The sequence below is a fragment of the Microlunatus sagamiharensis genome (genome assembly GCF_900105785.1).
GTDB lineage: Bacteria > Actinomycetota > Actinomycetes > Propionibacteriales > Propionibacteriaceae > Microlunatus > Microlunatus sagamiharensis.
Window position 1 is genome coordinate 2,869,260 of the sequence record NZ_LT629799.1, and the last position, 17,023, is coordinate 2,886,282.

The 17,023-nt window shown below is 73.9% G+C and carries 15 protein-coding genes and 1 pseudogene; 9 read left to right on the top strand and 7 right to left on the bottom strand.

The window, feature by feature from the left end; genetic code table 11:
* The first annotated feature begins 38 nt into the window (after positions 1–38).
* The 3 genes from BLU42_RS13140 to BLU42_RS13150 all read left to right on the top strand — a co-directional run bounded on the left by BLU42_RS13140 (position 39) and on the right by BLU42_RS13150 (position 3,131).
* Positions 39–875, top strand: coding sequence for an Fpg/Nei family DNA glycosylase (locus tag BLU42_RS13140; protein ID WP_091075047.1), 837 nt, complete (start codon positions 39–41; stop codon positions 873–875).
* An 88-nt stretch (positions 876–963) separates the two neighbouring features.
* Positions 964–2,364 (top strand): M15 family metallopeptidase, encoded by a 1,401-nt coding sequence (locus tag BLU42_RS13145; protein ID WP_091075049.1) that lies wholly within the window; start codon positions 964–966, stop codon positions 2,362–2,364.
* Entirely contained in the window at positions 2,361–3,131 is a 771-nt protein-coding gene (locus tag BLU42_RS13150; protein ID WP_091075051.1) for a hypothetical protein, read from the top strand. Before BLU42_RS13145 ends, BLU42_RS13150 begins: the two co-directional genes overlap by 4 nt.
* Positions 3,132–3,134: 3 nt before the next feature.
* On the opposite strand, the gene BLU42_RS13155 is transcribed toward BLU42_RS13150, so the two are convergent.
* The 3 genes from BLU42_RS13155 to BLU42_RS13165 all read right to left on the bottom strand — a co-directional run bounded on the left by BLU42_RS13155 (position 3,135) and on the right by BLU42_RS13165 (position 6,093).
* The gene (locus BLU42_RS13155; protein WP_231918140.1) at positions 3,135–4,592 is read right to left on the bottom strand and encodes an RNB domain-containing ribonuclease; all 1,458 of its coding nucleotides are present in this window, start codon (positions 4,590–4,592) and stop codon (positions 3,135–3,137) included.
* 59 nt (positions 4,593–4,651) lie between these two features.
* Entirely contained in the window at positions 4,652–5,401 is a 750-nt protein-coding gene (locus tag BLU42_RS13160; protein ID WP_091075055.1) for a zinc ribbon domain-containing protein, read from the bottom strand.
* A gap of 113 nt (positions 5,402–5,514) precedes the next feature.
* Positions 5,515–6,093 (bottom strand): histidine phosphatase family protein, encoded by a 579-nt coding sequence (locus BLU42_RS13165; protein WP_091075057.1) that lies wholly within the window; start codon positions 6,091–6,093, stop codon positions 5,515–5,517.
* Positions 6,094–6,361: 268 nt separating this feature from the next.
* On the opposite strand from BLU42_RS13165, the gene BLU42_RS13170 reads away from it, so the two are divergent.
* Positions 6,362–7,855 carry an aminopeptidase P family protein gene (locus BLU42_RS13170; RefSeq protein ID WP_269458039.1) on the top strand — a complete coding sequence of 498 codons (1,494 nt, stop codon included), beginning with the start codon at positions 6,362–6,364 and terminating at the stop codon, positions 7,853–7,855.
* A gap of 21 nt (positions 7,856–7,876) precedes the next feature.
* Positions 7,877–8,977: a magnesium/cobalt transporter CorA gene (corA, locus tag BLU42_RS13175; RefSeq protein WP_091075060.1), complete on the top strand. Its 1,101-nt coding sequence runs from the start codon at positions 7,877–7,879 to the stop codon at positions 8,975–8,977.
* A gap of 66 nt (positions 8,978–9,043) precedes the next feature.
* Here corA and BLU42_RS13180 read toward each other — a convergent pair whose 3' ends face one another.
* From BLU42_RS13180 to BLU42_RS20885, 3 genes are all read right to left on the bottom strand, one after another.
* On the bottom strand, positions 9,044–9,550 hold the full coding sequence (locus tag BLU42_RS13180; protein WP_091075062.1) for a general stress protein: 507 nt from the start codon (positions 9,548–9,550) through the stop codon (positions 9,044–9,046).
* A gap of 128 nt (positions 9,551–9,678) precedes the next feature.
* Positions 9,679–11,250, bottom strand: a complete 1,572-nt coding sequence (gene dacB, locus BLU42_RS13185; protein WP_091075064.1) for a D-alanyl-D-alanine carboxypeptidase/D-alanyl-D-alanine endopeptidase — start codon at positions 11,248–11,250, stop codon at positions 9,679–9,681.
* Positions 11,251–11,392: 142 nt separating this feature from the next.
* The gene (locus tag BLU42_RS20885; protein ID WP_172825793.1) at positions 11,393–12,118 is read right to left on the bottom strand and encodes a VOC family protein; all 726 of its coding nucleotides are present in this window, start codon (positions 12,116–12,118) and stop codon (positions 11,393–11,395) included.
* Between the two features lie 114 nt (positions 12,119–12,232).
* On the opposite strand from BLU42_RS20885, the gene BLU42_RS13195 reads away from it, so the two are divergent.
* The 4 genes and pseudogenes from BLU42_RS13195 to BLU42_RS13210 all read left to right on the top strand — a co-directional run bounded on the left by BLU42_RS13195 (position 12,233) and on the right by BLU42_RS13210 (position 16,508).
* A complete protein-coding gene (locus tag BLU42_RS13195; protein ID WP_231918142.1) occupies positions 12,233–13,561 on the top strand; it encodes a magnesium transporter MgtE N-terminal domain-containing protein in 1,329 nt (442 codons plus the stop codon).
* Positions 13,548–14,066 (top strand): annotated as a pseudogene (locus BLU42_RS13200) (DUF1003 domain-containing protein); the annotation flags it as partial. The gene BLU42_RS13195 and the pseudogene BLU42_RS13200, both read left to right, overlap by 14 nt.
* Before the next feature lie 214 nt (positions 14,067–14,280).
* Positions 14,281–15,465: an Mrp/NBP35 family ATP-binding protein gene (locus BLU42_RS13205; RefSeq protein WP_091075070.1), complete on the top strand. Its 1,185-nt coding sequence runs from the start codon at positions 14,281–14,283 to the stop codon at positions 15,463–15,465.
* A gap of 149 nt (positions 15,466–15,614) precedes the next feature.
* Positions 15,615–16,508: a cyclase family protein gene (locus BLU42_RS13210; protein ID WP_157719970.1), complete on the top strand. Its 894-nt coding sequence runs from the start codon at positions 15,615–15,617 to the stop codon at positions 16,506–16,508.
* Positions 16,509–16,597: 89 nt separating this feature from the next.
* On the opposite strand, the gene BLU42_RS13215 is transcribed toward BLU42_RS13210, so the two are convergent.
* On the bottom strand, positions 16,598–17,023 hold the full coding sequence (locus BLU42_RS13215; RefSeq protein ID WP_157719971.1) for a twin-arginine translocase TatA/TatE family subunit: 426 nt from the start codon (positions 17,021–17,023) through the stop codon (positions 16,598–16,600).

Here is a 17,023-nt window from a genome sequence, read left to right on the forward strand (position 1 = left end):
GTGCGCAGGTCCTCGGCGAGCCCGCCAGACTGGGCGCCGTGCCCGAGCTGCCCGAGGTCGAGAGCGCCCGGTCGACGATCGAGGCGGCCGCGCTGCACCGCCGGATCGTCGCGGTCGACGACACCGACACCTACGAGTGCCGACCGCACCCGCCCGGCGAGATCGCCGCGGCGCTGGTCGGCCGGTCGCTGACCGCGGCGCACCGGCGCGGCAAGAGCATGTGGTGCGACACCTCCGGCGTCGACGGCGACGACACCCCGGGCCCCACGCTCGGCATCCACCTCGGCATGAGCGGGCGGATCCTCGTCACCGGACCCGACGGCACGCTGACCGAGGGCGGGGACTGGCAGGGCGGGCGGTACGGCACCGGCGGCGAGGAGCCGGACCGCAACCCGGTCTGGGACCGCTTCACGATCACGTACGCCGACGGCGGCACGCTGCGCCTGTTCGACAAGCGCCGCCTGGGCCGGGTCCGGCTCGACCCCGACCTCGACCGGCTCGGGCCCGACGCGGAGACGGTCGGCGCCCAGGAGCTCGCGGAGCGGGTCGGGCGCGGCACGGCGCCGGTCAAGGCGAAGCTCCTCGACCAGTCCGTGGTGGCCGGCGTCGGCAACCTGCTGGCCGACGAGACGCTGTGGCAGGCCCACCTGTCCCCGAGGCGCCCCGTCGACCAGCTCCGCCCCGACGAGCTCGTACGCCTCCACGAGGCCCTGCACGCCGCGACAAAGGCGGCCATCCGGAACGGCGGGGTGCACACCGGCGAGGTGATCGAGTTCCGTCGCGCGGGCGCGCACTGCCCCCGCTGCGGGGCCGAGATGACGCGCGCCACGGTCGGCGGCCGGACGACCTGGTGGTGCCCGCAGGAGCAGGTCTGAGGTCCGCCCGAGCCGCAGACACCGACGCCCGGGCCCATTAGTATCCGGTCCAGGCTGAGGGAACCTCAGCGGACGCCGAGGAGTTCCGATGGTCCGAGCCCGACCCGCCCGAGCCCTGGCCTGCGGCCTCCTCGCGGGCCTGCTGTCGTGGGGCCTCGTCGGCCAGGCGGGGGCCGAGACGCCCTCCCCCGCACCCGAACCCTCGGCGACGCCCGCAGTCTCCCCCGCGCCCGCGGAGACGCCGGCGGCTCAGGGCCGGCCGTCCGCGCCGAGCAGCCCGAGCGTCCCGAGCAGCCCGAGCACCCCGGCCAGCCGCGCCGCCGCGGCGGACGACCCCTCGGCGTTCCTCACGCTGGCCGTGGCACCGCGCGGCGGACCCGTGGCCGACGCCTTCTACGAGGACCTCGGCTCGTTCGCCTTCTCCGGCTCGGTGGCGCTCGCCGACGGCTCCCAGGTCCGCGTCGAACGGCGTGACGCGAGCGGCTGGACCGCGGTGGCCACCACCGCGGTGACCGCCGGCGCGTACGCAGTGAGCCTGCCGGTCGAGGCCGCGGGGACCGCGACCTTCCGCGCCCGCGGCGCCGGCACCGAGGGGGCCGACGTCGTCAGCGCCGAGGTCGGCGTGGAGGTGGAGGACTCGCGCATCACGGTCTCGGCGGCGAGCAAGGTCGACTCGCTCAAGTCCCTCACCGTCCGCGGTGCGATCGTCCCGGCCCGCGGCGGGGTGACGGTCCACCTCGACGTGCACGACGGCACGAGGTGGTCGAACTCGGTGAGCACCACGACCGCGGCCGACGGCTCGTACCTGACCTCGGTCTCGACCGGCAAGGGCCGGCTCAAGAAGTACGGGCTGCGCGCGTCGTACCGCGCGACGAACCGGCCGCGCTGGGAGCGGAGCCCGGGGATGCCCTTCACCCGCATCGCGGTTCTCGACGCGGAGGTCGACGACACCACGAGCGCCGACGTGGCCAAGACCTACCGCAAGGGCTGCCCGGTGGGTGCGTCGAAGCTGTCGACCATCCACCTGAACTACCTGGGCTACGACGGGCGCATGCACCGCGGCGTGATCATCATCCGCACCGACCTGCGCCAGGAGATCATCCGCGGCTTCGGCAAGGCGCTCGACAAGCGCTTCCCGATCGCCAAGATGAACAACCCCAACACCTACGGCGGCAACGACCCCAAGCAGATGGCGGCCAACAACACCAGCGGCTTCAACTGCCGCAAGGTCGTCGGCAACCCGTACAAGATGAGCCCGCACTCCTACGGCACCGCCCTCGATGTCAACACCGTGCAGAACCCCTACCGCGACGCCCGCGGGAAGTGGTGGCCGAGCGCCGGCAAGAAGTACCGCGACCGCAGCCCGCTCAAGAAGGGGATGCTCGGCTCGGGCTCGGCGCTCACCACGTCGCTGGCCGGGGACAAGTTCTTCTGGGGCGGGCGGTGGAACCCCGGCCGCGACTACCAGCACTTCGAGTACCGCGGGTGAGCTCGCGCGGACGCCTCGCCGCGCTCGGCGCCCTCGGCGCCACCGCGGCGCTCCTGCTCGGGGCCTGCTCGCCGCCCGGACCCGAGGCCCCGGTGAGCCCGACCGCGTCCGGCCCGGCGACGTCCAGCCCGACAGCGTCGGCCGTCACGCCCGGTCCGGCGGAGCCGACGACGACCAACACCCTGCCGCCGCCCCCGGAACCGTCCGGTCCCGCGCCCTCGACCGCCGGACCGCTGTCGGCGGCTTCGCTGCCGGTGCCGGACGGCTGGCGCACGGTCGAGCCGCCGGGCAACGACGAGATCGGCCAGCCCGGCAACGGGACGTGGGTGCAGGCGCTCGACCCCCGCTACGCCGCGCAGGGAGCGATGGCCGTCGGGTGCGCCGACGTCACGCGCGACGACTACCCCGACCCGGTCGTGGCCCTCGAGGGCGGCTACGAGAGCAGCGCCGGGGACCCCGGGGTCGGGCTCGCGCTCGAGTTCGGCGACGAGGCGCAGGCCCAGCGCTTCTGGCGCACGTACGTGGTCGGCGTCCGGGCCTGCAGCGGCGCGACGGACGGCATCAGCACGTCAGGCGTGCGCGAGCCCGCGACCGCCGGCGGGCAGGGCCTGGTCGACCGGCGTACGGACGAGACCCAGGAGCCGTCCGACTGGAGCGAGGCCGGCACCGTGCGCGGGCGCCGCGTCGTCCTGCTGAACCTCGCCGACCCGGACCACCGGATCGGCGACGGTTCGCTGGAGGCCCTCCTCGCCCGCATCCCCGCGTGAGGCTCAGGCCCGCTCGAAGGTGACCTTCCCCTGCTCGAGGTCGGCGGAGACCAGCCGGACCTGCACCTCGTGGCCCAGCGGGAGCCCGTCACCCTCCACGCGGGCCTCGACGGCCGGGTCCTGGATGACGACGGTGCCGCGGTGCTTCTCCGGCTCGACCTCGACGACGGTGCCGGTGAAGACCTCGCCCACCCGCGGCTGGAGGACGCACGCCTCGACCCAGTCGACGACCGCGCGCTCGTAGCGGTGGGCGGCCTGGTCGGCGCGGGCCATCTCGCCCGGCAGCGCGGGCAGCGCCTCGCGCACCCAGCCGGGCACGGGCTGGTCGGCGCACAGCGCGAGGCAGACCTCGCCGGCGTAGCGGTCCACGAGGCGGCGCAGCGGCGCGGTGACGTGGCTGTAGTCGCTGGCCAGCGCGGCGTGCTCGGGGTCCTCCGGCGTGCTGCCGTCGAAGGCCGCGTAGCCGGCGCCGCGGAAGAGCACGGTGCAGGCGTTGATCATGGCCGCGTCCTGCGGGCGCGACGCGTCGAGCGTCCGGACGAACTCGGGGTAGTCGAGCTCGGCCGGCCAACGGATGCCGAGGGCCCGGGCGACGGCGTGCAGACGGCGCAGGGCCGAGCCGGCCGCGGGCGGCATGGTCCGCACGATGCCGACGCGGGCGTAGAGCATCAGGTGCGCCGCGGCCATGCCGGTGAGCAGGGAGATCTGGGCGTTCCAGCCCTCGACCGGCAGCAGCGCGCGGTAGGTGAGGCCGAAGCCGCCACCCTCGGCCGGCACGACCTCCTGCTCGGGGATGTCGAGGCTGACCCCGCCGCGCTCGCGCTCGCGCTGCTCGCGCAGCGGACCGACCTGGGCGAGCAGGGCCAGCGTGGGTCGCGTGCCGCTAGGGCCGGGGTGGTCGACGTCGTCCTGCGCCTGCTCGTACGTCAGCTGCTCGCGGCTGCGGACCTTGGCCCGCACGACGTCGGCGTCGGTCGTGCGGCCTTGCGCGTCGAGCTGGATCGTCCACAGCAGGGCGGGACGCACCTGGTCGGGCAGCAGGCTCGCGGCGCCCTCGGAGAGGACGGGCGGGTGCAGCGGGGTGCGCTGATCGGGGCCGTAGAAGGTCTCGCCGCGCCGGTGCGCCTCCACGTCGACCGGGTCGCCCGGGCTGACGAAGGCGGCGACGTCGGCGATCGCGTACGAGACGGTCCAGCCGCCGTCGTCGCGCGCGGCGATGTGCAGGGCCTGGTCGAGGTCCTTCGACCCGGGCGGGTCGATGGTCACCAGCTCGAGGTCGGTCCGGTCGAGCTCGGGGAGCCGGGGCGCGGCCGCCGCCCGCTCGGCCGCGGCGAGCACCTCGGCCGGGAAGTCGCCGGGCACCTGCAGCTCGGCCCGGATGTGGTCGAGTCCGCGGGTGACGCCGACCGCCTCGGGCGCGTCGAGCACACGGCGGGGCAGTCGCATCCTGGGGCTGGGCACGCCTCAGCCCTCGAGCAGGGCTCGGCCGGACAGGACGCCGCGGGAGGCGGTCGAGCGGCTCACAGCCCCGACTCCGCCGTGCGCACGAGGATGCGGCCGCACTCCTCGCACCGCAGCACCTGGTCGGGCGGGGTGGAGGCGTACTCCCGCAGCTCGTTGGCGTTGACCTCGAGCTGGCAGCCGGTGCAGCGGCGCTGCCGCAGCTCGGCGGCCCCGACCCCGCCCTTGCTCGCGGCGATCCGCGTGTAGAGGGCGAGCAGGTCGGCCGGCACCTCCGGCGCCAGGCGGTCGCGCTCGGTGCGCTTGTAGCCGGCCTCGTTGACCAGCTTGGCCACCGCGGCGTCGCGCGCCGCGGTGGCCTCGGCGATGTCGGCGGCCAGGGCGTCGACGCGCGCCTGGATCGCGTCACGCTCCGACTGCGCCTGCTCCATCGCCTCCATGACCTCGAGCTCGACGTCCTCGAGGTCGCCGATCCGGCGTCGCAGGTGGGCCACCTCCTCGACCATCGAGCCGAGCGACTTGGCGTCGACGGTCCCGTCGGCGATGCGCTTCTCGTTGCGGGCGAGGCGCTGGCGGACCGGCTCGAGGTCGGCCTCCGCGCGCTCGGTGTCGAGCTCGAGGTCGGAGACGCGCGTCTGGGCGCCCACCAGGTCCTCGGTGACGGCCGCCGACTCGGTGGTCAGGCGGTCGAGCGCCTGCTGCTCGGGCAGCGTGCGCCGCTGCTCGCCGAGCCGGGCGATCGCGGAGTCGACCGCCTGCAGGTCGAGCAGCCTCAGCTGCGCAGTGACGTCGGCTCTGATCGTCCTCACCCTCTCGGCGCGGCGCCGTACGGGCGCCGCACGATCGCATCGGTCACCGAGGGTGACCGGTGGGCCAGCCTACTGAGGGCGGGCGAGACCGCGCCCGGCGCCTGGGTGCGGGCTCAGGCCGGCCGGGCGTTCCACTGGTGCAGGGCGGGACCGCCCTTCGCCTCGCCGAGGATCGAGACGGTGCTCGTGTCGAGGGGGAAGCGGTCCCCCACCGTCAGGTCGAGACCGAGCCAGCACAGCGTGAGGGCGCGCAGCGCGTGCCCGTGGCTGAACACGACCGCCTGCTCGGCCCCGCTGCCCCGGACCCGCTCGACCACGCGCGTCAGCCGCGTACGGACGTCGTCGGCGCTCTCGCCGCCGGGGGTCGGGGCGGTGAAGATCGTCCAGCCCGGGTCCTGCTCGTGGATCTGCGCGCTGGTCAGGCCCTCGTAGTCCCCGTACGCCCACTCGACGAGGTCGTCGTCCACCTCGGGGGTGTGCGGGCCGACGAAGCCGGCCAGCTCCGCGGTGACGCGGGCCCGGTGCCGGGGGCTGGTGAGGACCAGGTCGAACGCGCTCGGCTCGAGGTGGCCGAAGAGCTTCAGGGCCTGGTCGCGACCGTGGTCGGTGAGCGGGAGGTCGGTCACCGACGTGTGCCGCCCGTCGCGGCTCCACTCGGTCTCGCCGTGCCGGACGAGGTAGAGCCGGGTCATGGCGGTCAACCTATCGGGCGCTCGTGCTCGGACTCAGACACCGACCACGGCGTACGGGCGGGCACCTCGCGACGGCGCCGAGGGTTCATCCTGGCGTTGCCGGGCGGTGCGACAATGCCCGACGGACCAGGGGACGGACGAGAGGGAGGGCAGGGACGTGCCTGCGAGCTCAGATCAGACCGAGGCTCAGACCGAGGACCAGGCCGAGGCCCAGGCCGACGCCGGTGCCGTCACGACGAGCGAGGAGCCGCCCCCCAGCAACCGGGGCGTGCCGTTCTCCGAGGCGTTCAAGGCCTTCGTCGCGCAGGGCTGGGCGCCCTACCCCACCGAGCGCCCCGAGCCGCTGCCCGCGACCGCCTGGACCGCCGCCCGCCGGGAGGCGCTGAGCGCGCTCTTCCCGGGCGAGCGCCTGGTGATCGGCGCCGGGGGGCTGGAGGTCCGCTCCAACGACACCGACTACCGCTTCCGCCCGCACTCCGCCTTCGCCCACCTCACCGGGCTGGGCACCGACCGCGAGCCGGACGCCGTCCTCGTCCTCGAACCCACCGACCCCGCGGCCGGCGGCGGCCACGAGCCGACGCTCTACTTCAAGCCGCGTGCGCCGCGGGACTCCTCGGAGTTCTACGCCGACGCCCGTTACGGCGAGATGTGGGTGGGCGTCCGCTTCTCGCTCGAGGAGATGTCGGCCCTGACCGGGCTGCCGACGGCGCCGATCGAGGACCTCGCGGACCACCTGCGCAAGGACGCCGACACCATCGCCGTCCGGGCCAACCGCGCCGACCTGGCCGCCGACGTGCGCGCCGTGCTCGCCGAGGTCGCCCCGGCGGCGACGGCGGGCGAGGAGTCGCAGGCGACCGAGGACCCGACCACGGAGTCCGCGTGCGACGCCGAGCTGATGACCGCGCTCAGCGAGCTGCGCCTGGTCAAGGACGACTTCGAGGCCGAGCAGATGCGCGAGGCCTGCGCACGGACGGCCGAGGGCTTCGAGGCCGTCGTCGCCGACCTGCCGCGGGCCGTCGCCGCCGGCCGCGGCGAGCGCTGGGTCGAGGGCGTCTTCGGCCTGCACGCGCGCCACGTGGGCAACGCGATCGGCTACGACACGATCGCCGCCTCCGGCGACCACGCGTGCACTCTGCACTGGATCCGCAACGACGGCGAGCTGCGCGAGGGCGACCTGCTGCTGCTCGACGCCGGGGTCGAGCTCGACTCCCTCTACACCGCCGACGTGACCCGGACGCTGCCGGTGAACGGCCGCTACAGCGAGGCGCAGCGGCGCGTGTACGAGGCCGTGCTCGCCGCGCAGGAGGCCGGGATCGCGGCGGCCAAGCCCGGCGCGACCTTCTCCGACGTGCACCGCGCGTCGATCCGCGTCGTCGCCGAGCACCTCGACGCGTGGGGCCTGCTGCCCGTGCCGCTGGAGGAGGCGCTCTCCGAGGAGGGCGGCCAGCACCGGCGCTGGATGCCGCACGGCACCTCGCACCACCTCGGCATCGACGTGCACGACTGCTCGCAGGCCCGCCGCGAGAACTACCGGGAGGGCACGCTGGCCCCCGGCATGGTGATCACGGTCGAGCCCGGCATCTACCTCAAGGCCGACGACCAGCTCGTCCCCGAGGAGCTGCGGGGCATCGGCGTCCGCATCGAGGACGACATCCTCATCACCGCCGACGGCAACGAGAACCTCTCCGCCGGGCTCCCCCGTACGGCGGACGACGTCGAGGCGTGGATGGCCGGCATCTGGTCGGGCCGGGACGCCCGGTGACGCCGGAGGAGTGACGACGCCATGACGACGACCCCCCACCGGCGCCACCTGCCGGCGGTCCCCGCGCTCCCGCTGTCCGTCCTCGGTCGGCGGGCGGGCAGCACGGCGGTCACCCCGATCGACGACGACGTGAGCTCCGTCGTGGCCTGGGCCTGGTACGTCGACGGCGTGCGCAAGCCGGCCGAGAGCATGGCCGAGGCCGCCCGGCAGGCGCAGGCCGGCGAGGGGTTCGTCTGGCTGGGGCTCAAGGACCCCGGGGACGCCGACCTCGAGGCGCTCTCCTCGGAGTTCGCGCTGCACCCGCTGGCGATCGAGGACGCGGTCCACGGCCACGACCGCTCCAAGCTGGAGACGTTCGGCGACGACCTCTTCATGGTGATCTCCACGGTCGCGTACGTCGACCACGAGGAGATGACGGAGAACTCCGAGGTGGTCACCACCGGCCAGGTGATGATCTTCCTCGGCGACCACTTCGTGATCACCGTGCGTCGTGGCGAGCACGCGCAGCTGAGCGCGCTGCGGCGGGCGCTCGAGGGCGACCCGGAGCGCCTCGCCCGTGGTCCGTGGGAGGTCCTGTACGCGGTGACCGACAAGATCATCGACGACTACCTCGCGGTGGTCGACGAGATCGAGACCGATGTCGACGAGGTCGAGAGCGCGGTGTTTGCCCGCGGCGGCTCGCACGAGGTGGACCGCGTCTACCAGCTCAAGCGCGAGCTGATCGAGTTCAAGCGCTGCGTGCTGCCGCTCGGCGCTCCCCTGCTGCGCCTGGCGACCCGCGAGCTGCCGGTCGTCCCGCCGCAGGCCCGGGCGTACTTCCGCGAGCTCGCCGACCACCACACCCAGGTGCGCGAGGCGGTCGCGTCCTTCGACGAGGTGCTGAGCTCGATCCTGCAGGCCGGCCTGGCCCGCGCGTCCGTCGCGGACAACGAGGACATGCGCAAGATCTCGGCGTGGGTGGCGATCGTCGCGGTGCCGACCATGATCGCCGGCATCTACGGGATGAACTTCGAGAACATGCCCGAGCTGAAGTGGCACTACGGCTACTACGGCGCCCTCGGGCTGATCGCGGTGGTCATGGTCGCGCTCTACATCGGCTTCAAGCGCAACCGCTGGCTCTAGCACCGCCGAGCGGTAGGTTGCCGCGCGTTTTTCCGTCGGAAAGGCGCGGCAACCTACCTCTCGCGGTCACTCGAACTGCGCGGCGCGGGCGCCCGGGAGGTTCTGCAGCATCTCGCGGGCCTGGACGGCGACCTTGTGCTCGCAGAGGACCTCGTACTTGGTCGCCACCGTCTGGCTGATCGAGGTGAAGTCACGGCGGCCGCGGCTCAGGGCGTAGCCGAGCGCGGCGAAGCCGATGCCCAGCAGGATGCCGATGCCGAGCGCGACGGCGAAGAGCGCGAGGAAGTTCACGCCCGCCGGGGTGAAGATCAGCAGCACGAGGGCCACGAGCAGACCGGTCGAGAGGCCGGACTGGATCCCGCCGGTGATCACGGTGCCCCAGTTGCGGCGGCCCAGCACCCGCTCGACCGACTTGAGGTCGGTGCCGACGATGGCGAGGTTCTGCACCTCGAACTTCTCGTCGGCGAGGTAGTCGACGGCGCGCTGCGCGTCGTCGTAGGTGTTGTAGATGCCCACCGACTGCGGGAACTGGAGCTCGAAGAGCGAGCTGGGCTGCGGACGGGCGAACGACATGCGACCTCCTGGAGACTGGCCTCGATGCTATCGGGGACCGCTGTGCGTCTCCTGTCCGACCACCGGGCGCCCGCTGTTGCGGCGGGCACCCGGCGTACGCGTCCTCGCGGGCGTCCGCAGGGGTCGGCTCAGCCGCGCCAGTTCGCCAGGGCGACGACGACCTCGTTCTCGACCGGCCGGGGCGTCGCGCCGGCGTAGTTGCTGATCAGCGAGAAGGCGTAGCGCCGCCCGTCGCGCCCGGTCACGTAGCCGCTGAGGGCGGTGACCCCGGTCAGCGAACCGGTCTTGGCGTGCGCGTTGCCCGCCGCCCGCGTCCCGGTCATCCGGTGGCGCAGCGTGCCCCCGCCCAGGTGGGTGTTCACCCCGGCGACCGGCAGCCCTGCGTCGAACTGCGACCACCACGGCTCCTCACGCACCTTGACCAGGACGCTCGCCAGGGTGAGCGGGCTGACGCGGTCCTTGCGGCTGACGCCGGACCCGTCGGTGAGGCTGAGCCCGGCCGTCGGCACGCCGAGGCTCTTCACGTACGCGACCGTGCGCGCCGTGCCCGCCGACCAGCTGCCGGGCTTGCCGCCGCGCGCGCCCATCGTCTTGGTGAGCGCCTCGGCGTGCATGTTGTTGGAGAGCTTGAGGAACGGCACGAGCAGCTGGGTGAGCGTGATCGAGCGGTCGCGCGCCACACGGGTCCGCCCCGACGCCGGCGTGGTGCCGAGGGACGTGCCGCCCTTGACCTTGACCTTCTGCTTGTCGAGCTCGGCCCGGAACACCGCGGCCGCGTACAGCTCGGGCTTGTCCACGGTGACCAGGCCCGACCAGCTGCCGCCGCTGCGCACCTGGCCACGCACGGTGATCGTGTTGCCGCCGGCCTTGCGGCTGAGCGACAGGCTCGTCGAGCCCGTCGTGGTGGCGGAGTTGACGAGGCGGACGTACTTCTTCGCCGCGGCCGGGGTGGTGGTCAGCGTCGGCCGCTTGCCCCGGGTGCCGCCCTTGACGTTGACGAGGACGGTGCCGCTGTCGAGGTCGGAGTTCGGGGCCACGGTGAGGGCGGCGGTCTGCGCCGCGTAGTACTCCGAGGCGTACGAGGTGTACCAGCCGGGGTTGTAGCGCTGGCTGTCGAAGAAGCTGCCGTCGGCCACGACCTTGCCGGTGACCGAGGTGATCCCGGCGGCCTTGACGGCCTTGGCCAGCGCGGCGTAGTCGGACTGCCGGCTCGTGGGGTCGCCCTTGCCGATGAGGTAGAGGTCGCCCTTCAGCACCCCGTCGGTCACGGTGCCACGGCGGACGACGTCGGTGGTGAAGCGGTAGTCCGGGCCGAGCTCGTGCATCGCCGCGACCGCGGTCAGGATCTTGTTGTTGGAGGCGGGCATGCCCGCGCTGGTCGCGCGCCGGGCGTAGACCACCGCCCCGGTCTTCGCGTCGAGCACGGAGACGTCGGTCTCGGTCTTGCTGCGCGAGTCGTTCAGGATCGACGACAGGGTGCTCGAGAGCGTGGCGGCCTTCGCCGCGGCCGCCTGCGCCTCGACGGCCGGGGCCTGGGCCGACCCGGTCGCGGCTGTGCCGGCTACCGGGGCGTTCACGACCGGGGCGGCGGACGCGGGCTGGGCGAGGACGGGTCCGGCGCCCAGCGCGAGGGCCAGGCCGGCAGCCAGCGTCGCTCGTCGGAGCGCGTGGCCCCGGGGCTCGGTCGTGGACATGGGCATGCAGGCCTCCGCACGTTTCAGGGTCCCCGAGCGCGAGAACGGTAAGCCGTCCCGCCCCGCTCTGCACACCGGTCGCACGCGCCTCTGAAGTCGCGGTCGAGAGTTCGTGGTCGGGCGCCCCGACCACGAGGCCTGCCCGGGGTCAGCCCTCCTCGGCGTCCTCCGGGGCGAAGACGCAGAACTCGTTGCCCTCGGGATCGGCGAGCACGTCCCAGGAGATCTCGTCGTCGCGGGCGCGCAGCAGCGTGGCGCCGGCGTCGAGGAGCTCGGAGGCCGTTCCGACGACGTCGAAGTGCACCCGGTTCTTGACCCGCTTGCGTTCGGGGACGCCGGCGAAGACCAGCTCCCACGGCAGACCGCTGCCGGCCGCGGGGACGCCGTCGGGACCGCCGGGCAGCCAGACCACCTCCCCGTCGTCCTGCAGCTCCACCCCGAACCGCTCCGCCCACCACGTGCCCAGACCGCGCGGGTCGTCGCAGTCGACGACGAGCTCGTAGAGCCGGTAGGGCCGCAGCCGCTCGGCCGGCCGGACGAAGGCGCACAGCTCGCCGGCCTGGGCCTGCGTCAGCACGGTCCAGGGCTGCGAGGCGTCGAGCACCCGCGCGCCCGCCGCCGTCACGTCCTCGACGGCCGCCACGTCCACGTCCAGGTGCACGCGGTTCTTGGCCGTGCGCGGCTCGCTCACGAGGTTCAGCCAGACGGCGTGGCGCGGTTCGTCGTCACCGAGGAGCAGCACCGCGTCACGCCGCCTCTGCACCTCGAGCCCGAGCAGCGGGCCGAGGAAGGCGGCGCCGGCCTCGAGGTCGGTGACGTCGACGCAGAGGTCCTGGTAGCCGACGCGCGCGACGCCACCATGATCGTCGGACAAGGTCGGTCCCCTCTCATGATCATCAAGTGCGCCGGACGGCGCTGCGACGGAGCGTGTCCAGCCTCGCACGTGCCGTGGCCGGCAGACCCTGCGCCGGGGACGATAATCGCAGGCGTGGCGTCCCCGACCTCGAGCACGATCTTCGTCTCACGCATCCGTGGCCTGCCGGTCCTCGACCTGTCGGGCGACCAGGTGGGACGGCTGCGCGACGTCGTCGTGCAGCGACGGGCGGGCCTGCTCGCACCGCGGGTGAAGGGCCTGGTGGTCGAGCTCTTCGCCCGGCACCGGATCTTCATCCCGATGGTGCGCACGTCGAGCATCGACGCGGTGCAGGTGGTGATCACCGGGGTCGTGAACACCCGCCGCTTCGAGCGGCGCGACTCCGAGACGTTGGTGACCGACGACCTCTTCGACCTGACCGTCGACCGCTTGGACCACAGCGGCAAGGCCGTGATCTTCGACGTCGCCATGCAGCCGGTGCGCTCCCAGGACTGGGAGCTGTCGAAGGTGGCGCTGCGGGCGACCGGCCCGGTCCGGCGCTTCGGCCGCCCCGGTGCGGTGACGATCGTCGACTGGCGCGACATCCGCCTGCCCGGCACGACGGTCGGCCAGGGCACCGAGCAGATGCTGGCCCACCTGGAGGACATGAAGGCCGCCGACGTCGCGCGCGAGCTGCACGAGATGTCGCCCGAGCGCCGGGTCGAGGTCGCCTCCGCCCTCGACGACACCAAGCTGGCCGACGCGATCGAGGAGCTGCCCGAGGACGAGCAGGTCGCGCTGATCAGCTCGCTCGACACCGACCGCGCGGCGGACGTGCTCGAGGAGATGGATCCCGACGACGCGGCGGACCTGATCAACGAGCTGAGCGACGACATGGCCGAGCGGCTGCTGCAGCGGATGGAGCCCGACGAGGCCCGCGACGTGCGCCGGCTGCTCAGCTACAGCGAGTTCACCGCGGGCGGCATGATGACGCCGGAGCCGGTGGTCCTGCCGCCCGACGCGACGGTCGCCGACGCCCTGGCCCGCATCCGCGAGCCCACCCTGACCCCGGCGCTGGCGTGCATGGCGTACGTGTGCCGCGCACCCCTGGAGACGCCGACCGGGCGCTACATCGGCGCCGTCCACTTCCAGCGGCTGCTGCGCGAGCCACCCTCGACGCTGGTGTCCGCGCTGGTGGACACCGACATCGAGCCGGTCAGCGTCGACGCCGGCCTGCACGCGGTCAGCCGCTACTTCGCCACGTACAACCTGGTCAACGCCCCCGTGGTCGACTCCGCGCACCGCCTCATCGGCGCGATCACCGTCGACGACGTCCTCGACCACGCGCTGCCCGCCGACTGGCGGGGCAACCAGCTCGACGCGCCGATCGAGGAGGCCACCGGCATCGGCCAGATCCCGCCCGTCCGCCCGCTCGACGAGGCGGTGAGCCGTGGCCAGGGCTGAGCGCGACGAGCGCGACGCCGGGCCCGCCCGCGACCAGCAGCGGCTGAACACGCCGGGCCGTCGGACCCGGTGGGTCGTCCCGCGCGTGCGCTGGGACCGCGACGCCTTCGGCAAGTTCGCCGAGGGCTTCGCCCGCTTCATGGGCACAGCCCGGTTCCTCGGCGGCATGACGGTCGTCATCGTCGTGTGGGTCCTGTGGAACGTCCCCTACGGGCCCCCGCGGCCGCGCTTCGACGAGTACCCCTTCATCTTCCTGACCCTGGTGCTGTCGCTCCAGGCCTCGTACGCGGCCCCGCTCATCCTGCTCGCGCAGAACCGGCAGGAGGCCCGGGACCGCGTGGCGCTCGAGGCCGACCGCGAGCAGACCGCGCAGAGCCGTGCCGACATGGACTTCCTGGCCCGCGAGATCGCCGGGCTGCGGATGTCGGTCGGCGAGCTGGCCACCCGCGACTTCCTGCGCGGCCAGCTCCGCGGCGAGCTCCGCGCGATCATCGACGAGCTCGACCGCGAGGAGGAGGACGAGCTCGACGTGCTCGGCACCCCGAGCGGGGCGGAGCGCGGCGACCGTCGCGACCGCGGCGAGCGCGCGGAGCAGCCGGTGGCGGCGTCCCCCGGCTCCCGGCGCGACGCGGGCTCGGAGAACGGCCGGCGCGACCGGGGTGCCCGCTCCCGCTGAGCGCGCGAGGGCCTCACCCGGAGCGACCTACCCTTGGGTCATCATGACCTCGACGACGCTCGACCAGACTGACGACACCCGCGAGCACCCGCTCGTCCCTCGCGTCCGCGCCGCCCTCCACGGCGTGAACGACCCCGAGATCCGCCGGCCCATCACCGAGCTCGGGATGGTCGACGCCCTCGACGTCGACGCCGACGGCCGCGCGCGCGTACGCGTCCTGCTCACCGTCTCCGGCTGCCCCATGAAGGACACCCTGACCCGCGACGTCACCGCGGCGGTCTCCGCCGTCGAGGGCATCAGCGGGGTCGAGGTCGACCTCGGGGTCATGAGCGACGAGCAGCGCACGGCCCTGCGCGACGTCCTCAAGGGCGGGACGCCGGAGCGGGAGATCCCCTTCGCCCAGCCCGGTTCGCTGACGAAGGTCATCGCGGTCGCGTCCGGCAAGGGCGGCGTCGGCAAGTCCTCGGTGACGGTCAACCTGGCCCTCGCGCTCGCGCGCCGCGGGCACATGGTCGGCCTTCTCGACGCCGACATCTACGGGCACTCGGTGCCGGCCATGCTCGGCGTGGGCGACGCGAAGCCCACCGCGGTCGAGGACATGATCATGCCCGTCCCCACGCAGGGGCTGAAGGTCATCTCCATCGGCATGCTCAAGCCGCGCCGCGACCAGGTCGTCGCCTGGCGCGGGCCGATCCTCGACCGTGCCCTCACGCAGATGCTCTCCGACGTCTACTGGGGCGACCTCGACTACCTGCTCCTGGACCTGCCGCCCGGCACCGGCGACGTCGCCATCTCGCTGGGCCAGAAGCTGCCGAACGCCGAGGTCCTCGTCGTCACCACGCCGCAGCAGGCGGCAGCCGAGGTCGCCGAGCGCGCCGGGACGATGGCCTCGATGATGAACCAGCGTGTCATCGGCGTCGTGGAGAACATGGCCTACCTCGAGACCACCTGCGCGCACTGCGGCGAGCTGGAGCGGCACGACGTCTTCGGCTCCGGCGGCGGGGAGACCGTCTCCGACGCCCTCACCAGCCGTCTCGGCTACCGCGTCCCGGTGCTCGCCGAGATCCCGCTGGACCCGCGCCTGCGGGCCGGTGGCGACGAGGGCTCCCCGATCGTCGTCGACGCGCCCGAGACGACGGCCGCGAAGGCCCTCCTCGACCTCGCCGACGGCATCGCCGCCCGTGGCCGCAACCTCCTCGGTCGCCAGCTGGGCCTCTCGCCCGTCTGACCCGCGTGGGCCCGTCGGGCTGCGAGACCGGCGGGTCCGAGACGTGGTGGCTCCCCCTCTTCCCCCGAGGTCCGTCGGTGGGCTATGACGGGGGTGCGGGCACCCGGCGCACCGGCGCCGCCCTGGACCCGCCGCCGGACGGAGCGCCCGTGACCACCACACGACCGACCGCACGCCCGGCCGTGAGCCGCCGCACCGTGATCGCCGCCGGCCTCACGGCCGCCGGCAGCGCGGCCCTCACCCCGGTCCGGGCGGACGCCGCGCCCGGTCAGGGCTCGTGGGCCCCGCGGAGCATCCCGCCCGGCTACCAGCAGGTCGACCCGCGGACCGCCGACCGCGTGCCCCTCACCCTGTCGCTGCGCGACGGCGTGCCGCTCTACCCGGGCGACCCCGCCTTCACGTGGGAGGTCGCGGACGACACCCGGACGCCGGCCCACGACGACGGCGGCTACCTCCTGGAGCGCATCACCAGCCTGGGCACCCACACCGCCAGTCACGTCTCCGCCCCGGTGCACTTCATCATCGGCGGCAAGCGCCTCGACCAGCTGGACGAGGACTTCACCCTCATGCCGCTCGCGGTCGTCGACGTCCGCCGCCGCATCGCGACGGACGGCCCCGACTTCCTCGTCGGTCGCGACGACCTGCGCGACTGGGAGCGCCGGCACGGGCGCATCCCGCCGCGCGGGTGCGTGCTCCTGCTCACCGGCTACGCGTCGCTCTTCTCGGAGGGGACCGGTCCGGACTCCCCGTACGTGACGACGCCGGCGCCGGGGTTCTCGGGCGGTGCGGTCGACTGGCTCTTCGACGCCCGCTCGGTCCTGGCCACGGGGGCCGACACCCTCGGTCCTGACGCCACGGCCGACGAGGCCCTGCAGGCCACCACCCGCACCCTGCTCCACGGGGGCGTCACCCTCGAGAACGTCGGGCCCGGGCTCGCGCGCCTGCGCCCGCACGGCGACTGGATCGCCGTCAACGGCAACCGGCCGGCGTTCAGCGGCTTCCAGACCGGCTTCACGGGCTTCACGACCGCTCGGCACCGCTGAGCACCGGCCCCCGGCCGGACGCCCCGCGCTGCGCCGGGTGCGGCGCGCGTCGCGGGTCACGGCCGGGGTGGGGGCTCGCCCCCGTCGGGCTAGGTCGCCTCCGAGTCGTACGGCGTCCGCGCGGGGGTGGCGGCGGCCATGGCGTCCGCCGGGCCGCCCGGGCTCACGTCCTTGGCGCCGTCGATGGACTTGCGCAGCGAGTCCTGCGACTCCGAGAGCGTCTCCCCCACCCCGGCGATCTCGGCCTTGACGTCGGCGACGACGGAGTTGTCGAGCAGGTTCTTCTGGATGAACGAGCGCGGGTTGAGGTCGCGGAAGTCGAGGTTCTGGAACTCGGGGCCGAGCTCCTTGGTCAGCTGCTGCTGGGCGTTGTTGGCGGTGGCGCGCAGGAAGCTCACCAGGCGCGCGGCCTTGCGGGCCAGGTCGGGCAGCCGTTCCGGGCCGAAGAGGATGACCGCGAGGACCAGGAGCAGCGCGAACTCCGGGCCGTTGATGTCGAGCAGCAGTGGGGTCAC